Below are 12,989 nucleotides of genomic sequence, written 5' to 3'. Positions count from 1 at the left end.
CGCCCTCCGACGCCGCGCGCCGCACGCCGGGGCCGGGCCCGGACTCCTCAGCGGAGTCCGGGCCCGGCCCCGTCGTGTCATCGGCGCGTACCGCAGCCGGGCAGACGGTTCAACGCCACAGGCCCACACGCCCGGCCGAGGATCGAAAGAGGCACTCAGGAGCTGGTGAATGGTGGTCAGGGGCGGGTCTGCCCAGGGCCATGACCGGCAGGTCGTCGAAGCCGACGACGCTCGGGTCGTCCGGGATGCGCAGACCTGACCGGGTCACCCGCCAGACCCGGCCGACGGCACTCACTGGCGCTCACTCCCCCGCCCAACGCCGCGCGGCCGACACCGGGAGACGCCGCGGGAGGACTTCCGGCCCCGCCGGGCTCGCCACACGATGCGTCCAAAGTCTTGACGTGATCCGTATGACTGCGTAGACATGTCACCGCAGACATGACTGCGCAGACATGACTGCGCAGACATGACTGCTAAGTCAGTCAGGAAGCGTCTGACATCATGCGGAATGCGGACTGATTCGTGCGGTCACCGGGGAGACACCATGACGCGAGGAAAGACGGGGCGGGGCGGCAGCTCCGCGGCACCGAGCAGCGTGGATGTCGCCCGGGTGGCCGGGGTCTCCCAGAAGACCGTCTCCAGGGTCTTCAACGACGAGCCGTACGTGTCCGCCGACGTCCGTCGACGTGTCCTCGAAGCCGCCGAGCGGCTCGGCTACCGGCGCAACAACGCCGCCCGAGCACTGGCCTCCGGACGAACCCGCTCGATCGGCGTGGTCACCCTGGGTACAGCCCTGTACGGACCCGCCTCCCTCCTCATCGGGGTCGAGCGGGTCGTACGGGACACGGGATACGCGCTGCGCGTGGTCAACACGATGGAGGGCGACCCGGCGGGTCTGGCCGGTGCCGTGGACTCGCTCCTCGATCAGGGCGTGGACGGCATCGTCATCTCCGAACCGATCGACGAGCAGAGCCCCGCCGGCTGCGACCCCCTCCGCGTCGACGTACCGGTCCTCGCCCTGGGCGCACCGCCACCGCCCGTGACGGCACCCACGGTGCTGACGGCCGGGGACGGCGCGGATCTGATGGCACGCGCCGCCACCGAGCACCTGCTGGCTCTCGGCCACCGGACCGTCCACCACCTGGCCGGTCCGCAACGGTGGTACGCCGCCAGGGACCGTCTGACGGGATGGCGGGCGTCACTGACCCAACAGGGTCGGGACGTACCTCCGGCCGTTGAGGGCGACTGGTCTGCCGCGTCCGGCCATCTGGTGGGACGCGAGCTGGCCGGGGACGACTCCGTCACCGCGGTCTTCGCCGCCAACGACGACATGGCGATCGGGCTGATCCGCGCGCTGACGGAGGCCGGCCGGCGTGTGCCGGAGGACGTCAGCGTGGTCGGCCTCGACGACATCCCCGTCGCCGCCTACGTGACCCCTCCACTGACCACGGTGCGACAACCGTTCGACGCCGTGGCACAGGAGGGCCTCAAGCGTCTGGTGCACGCCATCGAGAACCCTGACGCGGACGCCTTGGCACCGAGCGGCCCACCGGTCGACCTCATCGTCCGCGCGTCGACAGCGCCACCGCCCCGCCGCACGAACGGCGGCCCCTCCACCTGATCCGGGTCTTCCTTCCCCCGGCGTGGCGTCAGTCGGTTCCCCGTATCTGACCGACGCCATCGGCTGCTCCTAGCCGCTCCATCACCTCAGCCCCTCCGAGCCACTCCACCACCTCAGCTCTCCGAGCCGCTCCACCACCTCAGCTCTCCGAGCCGCTCCACCACCTCGCCTCTCCGAGCCGCTCCACCACTGCGCGACACGTGGTGCGTCGTCGTGCCCGTCCGAGGGCACCACCCCGGCCATGTGCGCCCGCAGGCCGACCGTCGCGTCCGTGCCTGTCTTCCCACACCCCCCGCGCACGCCCTCGCCAGGCGTGCCGCCCAGCCACCGGCGGGAGTCCACCATGCCCAGAACCGTGTTCACAGCCAGCCCTTCCTCCATGAGCCGCCGGCTCTTCCTCACCACGAGCGGCGCCCTGTCGCTCGGCGCCGCCCTCACCGCGTGCGGCGGCGGTGATTCCGGCGGCTCCTCCTCCGCCGAGCCCGTCGGCAAGGCCGACATCGACAAGGCGATGAAGACGCCCACCGAGCTGACCTTCTGGACCTGGGTCCCGAACATCGCCAAGGAGATCGCCCTCTTCGAGAAGAAGTACCCGGCCGTCAAGGTCAAGGTCGTCAACGCCGGACAGGGCGTCAAGCACTACACCAAGCTGCGCACCGCCCTGAAGGCCGGCAGCGGCGCCCCCGACCTGGTGCAGATCGAGTACCAGGCCATCCCCACGTTCACCATCACCGACAGCCTGCTGGACCTGCGACCGTACGGCGCCTCGACGTTGAAGGACACGTTCGTGGACTGGACCTGGGCCCAGGTCGGCGGACCGAACGGCGAGGTCTGGGCGATACCGCAGGACACCGGCCCGATGGGCATGCTGTACCGCAAGGACATCTTCGACAAGCACGGCATCCAGGTCCCCACGACCTGGGACGAGTTCGCCGCAGCCGCGCGCAAGCTGCACAAGGCCGACCCGGACGTCTATCTGACCAACCTCGCGGCGAACGAACCCGCCGCCTGGCACGGCCTGCTGTGGCAGGCGGGCGCCAGGCCGTACGCGACGTCCGGCAAGAGCACGCTCTCCATCAGCGTCGACGACGCCGTGTCGAGGAAGCTGGGCGAGTACTGGGGCGGTCTGGCGAAGGAGGGGGTCATCAGCACCGACCCGGACTTCACCGACGGCTGGTACACCGGGTTCAACAAGGGCAAGTACGCCACCTGGCTCACCGCCGCCTGGGGGCCGGCCTTCCTCTCCGGTTCGGCCCAGTCCACGGCGGGCAAGTGGCGGGCGGCCCCGCTGCCGCAGTGGGACGCGGACAAGCCCAGTTCGGGCAACTGGGGCGGCTCGACCACCGCGGTCGTCCGGTCGACCAAGAACCCCGTCGCGGCGGCGGTGTTCGCGCAGTTCCTCAACAGCGACCCGGCGAGCGCGAAGATGTTCGCCACGGAACAGTTCTTCTTCCCGGCCACCAAGGCGCTGCTCTCGGACGCGGAGTTCGTCTCGGACGCTCCCTCCTTCTACGGCGGCCAGAAGGTCAACCAGGTCTTCGCCGACATCGGCGGTACGGTCAACGCCTCCTTCCAGTGGCCGCCGTTCCTCGATCAGGCCGCGACCGACTGGACCGAGACGGTGGGCAAGTCCCTCGCCGACCGGACCGACACGCTGCGCGCGCTCGGCACCTGGCAGTCACGGCTGACGAAGTACGCCGAGAGCCAGGGCTTCACCGTCAAGGGGAACTGAGATGGCCTCCGCCAAGTCCTCGACCGGGCCCGGACGGGGCACGCCCGCGTCCGCCACGGCCCGCGCCAGGGGGAACCGCGTCTCGGCGGGGCCGCTCTTCGTCGCCCCCTTCATGGTGCTGTTCCTCCTGCTGTTCCTCGCCCCGCTCGGCTACGCCGCCTATCTCAGTCTGTTCCAGGAACGCCTGGTCGGCGGCACGGTGTTCGTCGGCCTCGACAACTACGTCCAGGCCTTCGGCGACTCCCAGTTCCTGCACGGCGTCGGACGGGTCGCCCTGTTCTTCGTGGTCCAGGTCCCCGTGATGCTGCTCCTGGCGCTGCTGTTCGCCCTCGCGCTCGACAGCGGTCTGCTGTGGCTCGCGCGAGTGATCAGGCTGGGCATCTTCGTCCCGTACGCCGTCCCGAGCGTGGTCGCCGCGCTCATGTGGGGTTACCTCTACGGGCCGGACTTCGGCCCATTCGCCCAGCTGAGCCGGAACCTGGACCTGCCTGTCCCGCGGTTCCTCAGCGAGGGATGGATGCTGGGCAGCCTGGCGAACATCGTGACCTGGGAGTTCGTCGGCTACAACATGATCATCCTGTACGCCGCGCTGCGCACCGTCCCGCACGAGCTGTACGAGGCCGCGGCGACGGACGGAGCCGGGGCCTGGCGTATCGCCTGGTCCGTCAAACTCCCCGCGCTGCGCCCGGCGTTGCTGCTCACCCTGCTGTTCTCCGTGATCGGCAGTTTCCAGCTGTTCAACGAGCCGAACCTGCTGATGAAGATAGCCCCCGACGTCATCAGCAGCTCCTACACCGCCAACCTGTACGCCTACTCCCTCGCCTTCACCGGTCAGCAGGTCAACTACGCCGCCACGGTGTCCTTCCTCCTCGGCCTCGTCATCGTGATCGCCTCCTACGCCGTCCTGCTCACCGTGAACCGGAGGAGGACCGCATGACGACCACCACGTCTCCGCCCGCAGTCGCGCCCACAGTCGCGAAGCCGGTGGGCACCGGCCCTACGAAGAAGCGTCCGAACCGCCGCAGCACACCGCTGACGATCGCGATGCTGGCCGCCCTTGCCTACTTCCTGCTCCCCCTCTTCTGGCTGCTGATCGCCTCGACGAAGAGCACACGGGACCTGTTCAACAGCTTCGGGCTGTGGTTCTCCGACGCCCCGCAGCTGCTGTCCAACATCAAGGCGACCTTCGCCCAGGACGACGGGGTCTTCCTGCACTGGCTGCGCAACACGGTGATGTACGCCGGCGTCAGCGCGGTGGGGGCGGCGCTGCTCGCGGCGGCGGCCGGGTACGGGTTCGCCAAGTTCCGCTTCCGCGGGGACCGAGCCGCCTTCAACCTCGTCCTCGGCGCGGTCATGGTCCCCACCACCGCCCTCGCGATCCCGACCTATCTGCTCTTCGCGCAGGCGGGCCTGGTCAACACCCCCTGGGCGATCATCCTGCCGTCCCTCGTCAACCCGTTCGGCCTCTATCTCATGCGCGTGTACGCGGAGGACGCCATCCCGGACAGCCTCCTGGAGGCCGCCCGCATCGACGGCGCCGGCGAGGCGCGGATCTTCTTCCGGATCGCCCTACGACTGCTGGCCCCGGGTCTGGTGACGGTCCTGCTGTTCACGCTGGTGGCGACCTGGAACAACTACTTCCTGCCGCTGATCATGCTCAACGACCCCGACCTGTACCCCATCACGGTCGGACTCGCCTCCTGGGCGGACCAGACGCAGAACGGCGGGGCCGGCGCCGGCAGCGACATGCTCGCCCTGGTGGTGACCGGCTCGCTGATCTCGGTCGTCCCGCTCGTCGTGGCCTTCCTCATGCTGCAGCGGTACTGGCAGAGCGGCCTGGCCACCGGCGGCGTCAAGCAGTAGGCCGCCCACTCCCCGTACCACTCCCCCACTCCCCCACTCCTCCGGAGGTTCCCCTTCATGGCGGCTCTGCCTGCCCGCGTCCTCTTCGGCGCCGCTTACTACCACGAGTACCACCCCGGCTACAGCGACGAGCGTCCCGCCGAACGCCTCAAGACCGACCTGGACCTGATGGCCGACGCGCACTTCACCGTCATCAGGGTGGGCGAATCTGTCTGGTCGACCTGGGAGCCCGAGAACGGGCGCTTCGACCTCGACTGGCTCCAGCCGGTCCTGGACGGCGCCCACGAGCGCGGTATCTCGGTCGTCCTCGGCACCCCGACGTACGCCGTACCGCCGTGGCTGGCCCGCCAGTACCCGGAGATCACGGGCGAACACCGCACCGGCGAGCGGATCGGCTGGGGTGCCCGCCAGGAGGTCGACTTCACGCACCCGGGCTTCCGGTTCCACGCCGAGCGGGTCATACGGAAGGTCGTCGGACGGTACGCCGACCACCCCGCCGTCATCGGTTTCCAGGTCGACAACGAACCCGGGCTGCACCTCTTCCACAACCACGGCGTCTTCCAGCGGTTCGTGGACCATCTGCGGGAGAAGTACGGCGACATCGAGACCCTCAACCGCGAGTGGGGCCTGGTCTACTGGTCGCACCGGCTGTCGACCTGGGCCGACCTGTGGAGCCCGGACGGCAACGAGCAGCCCCAGTACGACGTGGCCTGGCGGGAGTTCCAGGCCCGCCAGGTGACGGAGTTCATCGGCTGGCAGGCGGACCTCGTCCGCGAGTACGCGCGACCCGGCCAGTTCGTCACCACCTGCATCTCCTACACCCGCCAGGGTGTGGCGGACGACGAACTCTCCGCCCGGCTCGACATCGCCTCCGGCAACCCGTACTACGACATGCAGGACGGCCTGCTGCTGCCGGACCCGACACCCGACGACCACGAACAGATCTGGAAGACCACCGGTGTCTGGTCGATGTACCAGACGGCCGACTGGATGTTCTCCTCCCGCCAGGAGCCGTTCCTGGTCACCGAGACCAACGCGAACTCCATCGGGTTCGCCTGGGACAACCGCCCGGGCTACGACGGCCAGTGGCGCCAGGCGGCCTGGGCGCATGTCGCGCGCGGCGCGCGGATGATCGAGTACTGGCAGTGGCAGACGCTGCGTTTCGGCGCGGAGACCTACTGGGGCGGTGTCCTGCCGCACAGCGGACAGCCCGGCCGTACGTACGCCGAACTGGCCCGGCTGGGAGCCGAGTTCGACAAGGCCGGCCCGCTCGTCGCGGGCCTGGTGCCGGACGCCGACATCACGATGGTGTACTCCACGCCGAGCAAGTGGCTGATGCAGAAGTACCCCCCGCTCGCCACCGCCGACGGCACCCCGGACCCGGCCGCCTATCACCGTCTCTTCGACCCCTTCTACCGGGGTGCCTTCGACGCGGGCCGTCAGGTGCGCATCGTCCACGCACGGCAACTGCACGACCCGAGCGGCGATCGAATAGGCATGACGCCCGAGGAGGCCGCACCGCGCCACCCCGTCCTCGTCGCCCCGGCGCTCTACGTCGTCGACGACTCGATGCTGGAGTGGCTGGAGGCGTACGCCCGGGCGGGCGGTCACCTCGTGCTCGGCCCGCGCACGGCGTACGCCGACCACGAGGCCCGTGCGCGCCTGGAACCGGCACCGGGACGTCTCGTCGGCGCGACCGGCGTCCACTACGACGAGTTCAGCAACCTCTCGCGTGAGGTCCCGGTCCGCGCGGTGCCGGGCAGTCCGTTCGCGGTGCCGGGGGACGCGACGGCGACCCGGTGGATCGAGGGCCTCACGGTCGTCGACGCCGAGGTCCTCGCCGTCTACGACGACCCGCACTTCGGCCGCTGGCCGGCGGTCACCACCCGCCGTCACGGCGACGGCCGTGTCACCTGCGTGGGCACGGTGCCGGATCGCGACCTCGCCCGAGCGCTGGCCGAGTGGCTGGCGCCCACCGCACTCAGCGGGTGGCGTGACCTTCCCGAGTCGGTCACCGCCACCACCGGCACCTCCCCCGAGGGGCGCCGCGTCCACATCGTCCACAACTGGAGTTGGGAGCCCGCGAGCGTCCTGGCACCGGTGGACTTCTCCGACGCCCTCACGGGCACCCCCGTCCCCGCGGGCTCGGCACTGGAGCTCGGCCCCTGGGACGTCCGTGTCGTCGTCCGCGCCGACGCCGCAGGGACACCGGCGGCCGAGGCGAGCGACCGGCCCTGATCCATCCACGAAGGAGTGGCCATGAACAGAAGAAGAGCGGGCAGGGTGCTCGGCACCTTCGCCGCGGCATCCGCGATGCTCGCGATACCCGCGTCGGGCGCGCAGGCGTACGACCCGACCGGTGGGACCCTGTACCAGCTCGGCAACGAGCCGTGTCTGAAGGGGCGGGGCAACTGCGCGGTCTACCCCAAGTCGGCGCAACTGCCGAGCGGGCGCCTGGTCGCCGCGTTCGAGAAGTCCACCGTCGTCACCGAGACGGGCAGCGCGGACAAGCAGACCATGCCGGTCTACAAGAGCGACGACGACGGCACGACGTGGCAGCCGCTGTCGGAGGTCAAGGCTCCCGCGTACCTCTCCAGCGACCCGCAGTACGCGAAGTACACGAGCAACTGGACCAATCCGTACCTCTACGCCCTTCCGCAGGACGTCGGGAACCTGAAGCAGGGCACGCTGCTCCTCGCCAGTGTCGTGTCCGGTGACGACTACTACTACAAGGAGCACAAGGCCGCCGACCCGAACTGGACGCCGTCCAACGACGGGGACCGCAAGGACCTGGCGATCGCCCTGTACTCCAGCACCGACGACGGCGCGACCTGGAAGGTCGTCAACGTCGTCGCGACGGGCGGCTGGCAGGGCGGCAGCGCGGGCGCGACCGGCCAGAACATCGCGAACGCCAACACCGGCAAGCAGGTGGACCCGCTCTGGGAGCCGTACCTGATGGTCCACAAGGGTCAGCTCGTCTGTTACTACTCCGACGAGAACGACTACACCGGCTTCAACGCGACCACCGGTGTACCCACTCTGGACCCGGCCAACGACACGGCCACGGACTCACAGGGTCAGATCCTGGTCCACAAGACCTGGGACGGCCGCAGCTCGGCGTGGAGCGCCCCCGTCGTCGACGTCCCGGGCCTGACCCAGAGCATGGGCAACGGCAAGACGGAGATCGGCGGCGGCCGGCCGGGCATGACCAACGTCGTCCGCACGACGGACGGCAAGTGGATGATCACCTACGAGTACTGGGGCGGCGGGGCCAACACCAGGTACCAGATCGCCGACAACCCGCTGAAGTTCTTCGCCGGGTCGGCGACCGGCACGGGTGTCAACGGCCTCCCGCTCGACACCGGTTCACGCCCACTGTCGATGGGCGGCAGCCCGGTCCTCATCCAGCTCCCCGGTGGGCGTCTGGTCTACAACGCCGCCGGCAGCGGCAACGTCTGGGTCAACGAGAGCGGACGAAGCGGCGGTGAGTGGAAGGAGTACCAGACGACCTCGCCCGGCGCCTACAGCCGCAGCCTGCAGTACGTCGAGGGCACCGGCCGCATCTCCATACTCAACAACCAGGGCACCTCGACGCTGAAGTTCGCCGAGGTCGACCTCGGTCACTCGGAGGGTGCCTACTACCAACTGGTGAACCGCAGGACCGACCAGGTGATCGGCACGGGGAACAAGACCAACGACGCGAACATCGGCAACGGCGACGTCCCCGACGTCCGTCTGGAGGCCCCCGGCTCGGCGGCGAACCCGGACACCCAGTACTGGCACCTCATGACCGAGCCGCAGGGTGGCGTGACCCTGCTGAACAAGTCGGGCGGGCGCGCGGCGGCAATCTGGACCGGGAACGCGACCGTCGGCCAGAAGATCGGTCAGTGGGTCGACAACAGCAAGACGGGTAGCTGGAACCTGGTCAGGACCGGCGACGGCTTCTACAAGCTGCAGTCGGTCAAGAACACCGGCCTGTACCTGACCGGTGCGACCGCCGGGGGCCAGCTCACCCTGCAGACCGCGGTGAGCGACGGTTCCCAGGACTGGGAGCTCCTGCAGTAGACCTGGATCTCCTGACACCACGCGCCGAGGCGGGGCGAGCCGGCCCGCCGCGCCTCGGCGCGTGCTCCTGACCTTCTGACCCATACTCATCAGCCTGGGCCCCCGCGACGGTGCGCGGGGCCTCGCCTGTCGGAGGGGTGGTGTGACCTTGAGCCGCATTCTGGTGACCGGTTCCGCGGACGGCCTCGGGCGTGCCGCGGCGGATTCGCTGCTGTCCGCCGGCCATGACGTGGTGGTGCACGCCCGGAACCGGCAGCGCGCGGCGGCCCTCGACGCGCTGGTCGATCGCGGTGCGCATCTCGTGGTCGGTGACTTCGGGGAGCGTGCGGCCGTACGGAGCGTCGCCGCCGCGCTCAACGACGCGGAGCCGCTCGACGCAGTCATCCACAACGCCGGCGTGTGGAGCGGGCCGGCGGTCATGCCGGTCAACATCGTCGCGCCCTACCTGCTCACGGCGCTGCTGCGGGGGCCGCGCCGGCTGGTGTACCTCAGCAGCAGCTCGCACTTCGGTGGGCGCCCCTCTCTCGCCGACGTCGACTGGCGCGGAGGGAGCGCGGGCTCGTACTCCGACAGCAAGCTCTTCGTGACGACGCTCGCGGCGGCGGTGGCCCGACTGCGTCCCGGAGTGCTGAGCAACGCCGTGGATCCGGGTTGGGTGCCCACGAAGATGGGGGGCCCGAACGCACCGGACGATCTCGAGCTCGGCCATCGGACGCAGGAGTGGCTCGCGTCGAGCGACGAACCCCAGGCCCTGACCACCGGCGGGTACTGGTATCACCGCCGGCGGCTCCAGCCGCACCGCGCCGTCCACGACGAGGCGTTCCAGGAGCTCCTCCTGGAGACGTTGACCGAGGAGACGGGCACCGCGCTGTGACCGCCCCCTGACGCGACCGACCGGGCCACGGTGCGGGCCGCCCGTCCGCAGAGCACCTGGGTGGACCTGGTACGGCGGGTGGCGGGCGCCGACGAACGGTGACGCGGGGCCGAGCGGTCGGGCCCGTCTGCGAGAAACAGCCCTCCCCTGATCCGCGTTCGTGGGCGTGCTACCGGGGCGCGCTGTGCTCCTGAGAGCTGCCGACAGTGCTGCGGAAGTCGTGAAGGGCGAAGGACAACCGCGGTCGGTGGTGCGTGAGGAAGGACAAGGGAGCTTCGGGCTCTGTCGTGACGCGGCTGTGGCCGAGCGAGGGGCGGCCGCTGATCCGCAGGGGGACGCGGCATGTCGTACCGTCGGCGAGTTGCTGGATCAGGTGGGCGCGGGCGGCCAGTCTGCACGGCAGCCGCAGCGCGTCGTGGTGCGTCGCGCGGACGGACGGGGTGTCGGCGGCGGTCAGTTCGGCTCGTGTGCTCCGGCCCTGCACGCGGAACGTGATCAGGCCCGGCTCCTTCGGGATGCCCCAAAGGGTGCGTCCTCCGGTCAGGGCCCGTTCGTCGTCGACCCAGGCGGCCACGGTGCTGGCGGCCGGGCGGCGCCCGTGTCGTACCGCGAGGGCGACGAGGAACTCGCGGTAGGTGAGGACGCCGCCGGGTTTGTAGTCGACCCAGAAGGTGATCAGGGTGGCGCGGCCCCGCACGACCCATGGGCGGGTCCCGGCGGGCAGCGGCCAGGACGGCAGATCGCGTGTGGGGACGCGCCACAGCGAGACGATCATGTCTCCGGTGAGGTGCCACGGTGACGGGGGAAAGGGGGCGGCTGCTTGCTTCACGGTGTCGTCACCCGCTTCCTCAGCTCGGACTCGTAGGTGGTGCGGGCAACAGTGTCGACCTCCAACGAGATGTGGTCCGTACGGAGCAGTCTGTCGCCGGTGTTGTGGAGGCGCGCGGGCAACACTCGTCCAGCCGTCCGCGACGGCCGAACGCCAACGCGGCCCGTTCACGCGCCGCGTCCGTGCGGGCCACGTCGGGGGACGACGTCACGTGGTCCGGGCCGGGTTCGGCCACGGTCCCGCGCAGCCGGGGGACGTCGATGTCGCCGAGCACCAGCCGGCAGCCGTCCCGGTCGGGACGGGCGGCGACGCTCCGCCCCACCTCGCGCGCCGCTCCGGTGAGCACGGCAACCGGCGGCAGTGACGCCGTCTGCCCGGGGCGTGGCCCCGGCAGCGGGCGACTGCCGCCGTTCACAGCGCTTCCGCGTACGCGCACGCTCTCCCAACGAGGCCCATGGGGGACGGTCACTCCGGACCATCCCGAACATCGGGGCCCGCCGCGGTCACCCGCTCCGGCCGCCGGGGGTCTCTCCCGGGGCCTGTCCCGCCAGGCCCGCGCCCCCCGCGGCCGACCGCCGGGCCGTATGAGCCGATGGCGGGTTTGGCGAGGCTGCCTCAGGCCCTCGCGCAACGACCCCGTACGGCAGGCGCCGGTCCACACACCCGGTGAGCGGACAGGAGCACCCGTGCGGTGACGGGCATGGCACACCGCCGCCGGACGGCTGCACGCCGTGCGCGGGCAAGTCGGCCGTGCGCGGGCAACCGGCCGCCGGTCAGCAGGGCTCGCGTTCGTGCCGGTCAGCCGCCGAAGCCCAGCAACGGATCGTCGAAGAGAGCGAGCCGGGCGGTGATGCGCTTGCCGACGGGCTCCCGGTGCGCCTGGAAGCCCTGCACCACCGCCAGCACGATCTCCAGACCGTGCTGACCCACCCGCCCCACGTCAGCGGCCCGGGCGAGCGGGAGCACCGGATCGGTGTCCCATACGGCGATCTCCACCATGCCGTCGACGATGCCCAACTGCAGCAGGGCCGGCCCGGGCGCGTATTTCAACGCGTTGGTGACCAGCTCGCTGACCACCAGCTGCGCCAGGTCCATGGTGCGGGCCGACACCGGCAGCCCGTGCTCGGACTGGGCCCGGGTCAGGAACTCCAGCACCTGGCCCCGCGCATCGGCGATACAGCCGTCCGCACCGTCCAGGGCCACGGTCACTTCGGCAGGTGCGGCATCCGGCATCCGGGAACACTCCTCGGGCGCGACAGGCTCCCTGCCCACGATCTGCACTTCCCCGTTCATGGGCCTGCGATTACCCCGGAGGCTCGGACCTAGTCCTGCGCGATGACGACGAACGGGTCGCATCGCGCATCGTGTGCCGCCCCCGGGGGCAGTGATGGCGAGGAGAAGTGGCCCGGTTTCCGACAAGTGCGCAGAGGACGCGAGTGGTGGACGACCAGGAAAAAGTGGCCCCCGGCCACCTGTCCGTGAACCGTACGGATGTCGACGGCATCACCGTCCTCGATCTCCGTGGAGAGATCGACTACCAGAGCGTGGGTGCTCTGACCCGGGCGCTGCCTCCGGAGGATCCGACCACCGGTGACCGGGTCGTCGTCGATCTGAGCCGCGTCACCTTCATGGATTCCAGTGGCGTCAGCGCCCTCATCGCCGCCCACCAGGCCACGCAGTCCGCGCAGGGGTGGCTGCGACTCGCCGGAGCCGGGGGCGCCGTGCTGCGCACCGTGCGGCTCGTGGGACTCGACGCCGTCGTCACCTGTCACCCGACCCTGCGTGAGGCTCTCGTGCCGTGACGAGCACGGTTCGCCGAGCGCCGAGTGCCGAGTGCCGGGTGTGAAACCTTTGCGAGTACCCCTCATCGGCGCCGCCATTCCCCTTTGATGCCGCCTTTTTCCGGTGAACCGCCATGCCCTGTCCAGGCTTTGGCCGCCGCTCGTCAACTGGGTTAACCTGCCACGGATTTCTGATGTGGAGGATCCGTGAACGGCGGAATCAT

The 12,989-nt window shown here is 70.2% G+C and carries 11 protein-coding genes; 8 read left to right on the top strand and 3 right to left on the bottom strand.

Annotation, left to right across the window (positions count from 1 at the left end):
* Positions 1-544: 544 nt before the first annotated feature.
* The 7 genes from ACFY9I_RS30640 to ACFY9I_RS30610 all read left to right on the top strand — a co-directional run bounded on the left by ACFY9I_RS30640 (position 545) and on the right by ACFY9I_RS30610 (position 10,155).
* Positions 545-1,621 (top strand): substrate-binding domain-containing protein, encoded by a 1,077-nt coding sequence (locus tag ACFY9I_RS30640; protein ID WP_391007453.1) that lies wholly within the window; start codon positions 545-547, stop codon positions 1,619-1,621.
* 343 nt (positions 1,622-1,964) lie between these two features.
* Positions 1,965-3,353 (top strand): extracellular solute-binding protein, encoded by a 1,389-nt coding sequence (locus ACFY9I_RS30635; protein WP_391007451.1) that lies wholly within the window; start codon positions 1,965-1,967, stop codon positions 3,351-3,353.
* A 112-nt stretch (positions 3,354-3,465) separates the two neighbouring features.
* The gene (locus tag ACFY9I_RS30630; protein ID WP_391007569.1) at positions 3,466-4,290 is read left to right on the top strand and encodes an ABC transporter permease subunit; all 825 of its coding nucleotides are present in this window, start codon (positions 3,466-3,468) and stop codon (positions 4,288-4,290) included.
* Positions 4,287-5,216, top strand: coding sequence for an ABC transporter permease subunit (locus ACFY9I_RS30625; RefSeq protein WP_391007449.1), 930 nt, complete (start codon positions 4,287-4,289; stop codon positions 5,214-5,216). Before ACFY9I_RS30630 ends, ACFY9I_RS30625 begins: the two co-directional genes overlap by 4 nt.
* 57 nt (positions 5,217-5,273) lie before the next feature.
* Complete coding sequence (locus tag ACFY9I_RS30620) at positions 5,274-7,454, top strand: beta-galactosidase (protein WP_391007447.1); 2,181 nt, start codon at positions 5,274-5,276, stop codon at positions 7,452-7,454.
* Between the two features lie 21 nt (positions 7,455-7,475).
* Positions 7,476-9,281, top strand: coding sequence for an RICIN domain-containing protein (locus ACFY9I_RS30615; protein ID WP_391007445.1), 1,806 nt, complete (start codon positions 7,476-7,478; stop codon positions 9,279-9,281).
* Positions 9,282-9,429: 148 nt separating this feature from the next.
* Complete coding sequence (locus tag ACFY9I_RS30610) at positions 9,430-10,155, top strand: SDR family NAD(P)-dependent oxidoreductase (protein ID WP_391007443.1); 726 nt, start codon at positions 9,430-9,432, stop codon at positions 10,153-10,155.
* Positions 10,156-10,324: 169 nt separating this feature from the next.
* Here the strand turns inward: ACFY9I_RS30610 and ACFY9I_RS30605 are convergent, their stop codons facing one another.
* The 3 genes from ACFY9I_RS30605 to ACFY9I_RS30595 all read right to left on the bottom strand — a co-directional run bounded on the left by ACFY9I_RS30605 (position 10,325) and on the right by ACFY9I_RS30595 (position 12,217).
* A complete protein-coding gene (locus ACFY9I_RS30605; protein ID WP_391007441.1) occupies positions 10,325-10,984 on the bottom strand; it encodes an acetoacetate decarboxylase family protein in 660 nt (219 codons plus the stop codon).
* A 19-nt stretch (positions 10,985-11,003) separates the two neighbouring features.
* Entirely contained in the window at positions 11,004-11,399 is a 396-nt protein-coding gene (locus ACFY9I_RS30600; protein ID WP_391007439.1) for a hypothetical protein, read from the bottom strand.
* Between the two features lie 383 nt (positions 11,400-11,782).
* On the bottom strand, positions 11,783-12,217 hold the full coding sequence (locus ACFY9I_RS30595) for an ATP-binding protein (RefSeq protein ID WP_391007437.1): 435 nt from the start codon (positions 12,215-12,217) through the stop codon (positions 11,783-11,785).
* A gap of 206 nt (positions 12,218-12,423) precedes the next feature.
* Here ACFY9I_RS30595 and ACFY9I_RS30590 point away from each other — a divergent pair, with 206 nt between their 5' ends.
* Entirely contained in the window at positions 12,424-12,786 is a 363-nt protein-coding gene (locus tag ACFY9I_RS30590; RefSeq protein WP_391007435.1) for an anti-sigma factor antagonist, read from the top strand.
* The last annotated feature ends 203 nt before the right edge of the window (positions 12,787-12,989 follow it).

Source organism: Streptomyces sp. NPDC012510 (assembly GCF_042955065.1).
Classification (GTDB): domain Bacteria; phylum Actinomycetota; class Actinomycetes; order Streptomycetales; family Streptomycetaceae; genus Streptomyces.
This window is presented reverse-complemented; position numbering and strand designations above follow the sequence as displayed.

Coding starts and splice junctions, on each gene's coding strand:
- ACFY9I_RS30640 (WP_391007453.1), top strand. CDS start 545: ATGACGCGAGGAAAGACGGGGCGGGGCGGCAGCTCCGCGGCACCGAGC.
- ACFY9I_RS30635 (WP_391007451.1), top strand. CDS start 1,965: ATGCCCAGAACCGTGTTCACAGCCAGCCCTTCCTCCATGAGCCGCCGG.
- ACFY9I_RS30630 (WP_391007569.1), top strand. CDS start 3,466: ATGGTGCTGTTCCTCCTGCTGTTCCTCGCCCCGCTCGGCTACGCCGCC.
- ACFY9I_RS30625 (WP_391007449.1), top strand. CDS start 4,287: ATGACGACCACCACGTCTCCGCCCGCAGTCGCGCCCACAGTCGCGAAG.
- ACFY9I_RS30620 (WP_391007447.1), top strand. CDS start 5,274: ATGGCGGCTCTGCCTGCCCGCGTCCTCTTCGGCGCCGCTTACTACCAC.
- ACFY9I_RS30615 (WP_391007445.1), top strand. CDS start 7,476: ATGAACAGAAGAAGAGCGGGCAGGGTGCTCGGCACCTTCGCCGCGGCA.
- ACFY9I_RS30595 (WP_391007437.1), bottom strand. CDS start 12,217: ATGCCGGATGCCGCACCTGCCGAAGTGACCGTGGCCCTGGACGGTGCG.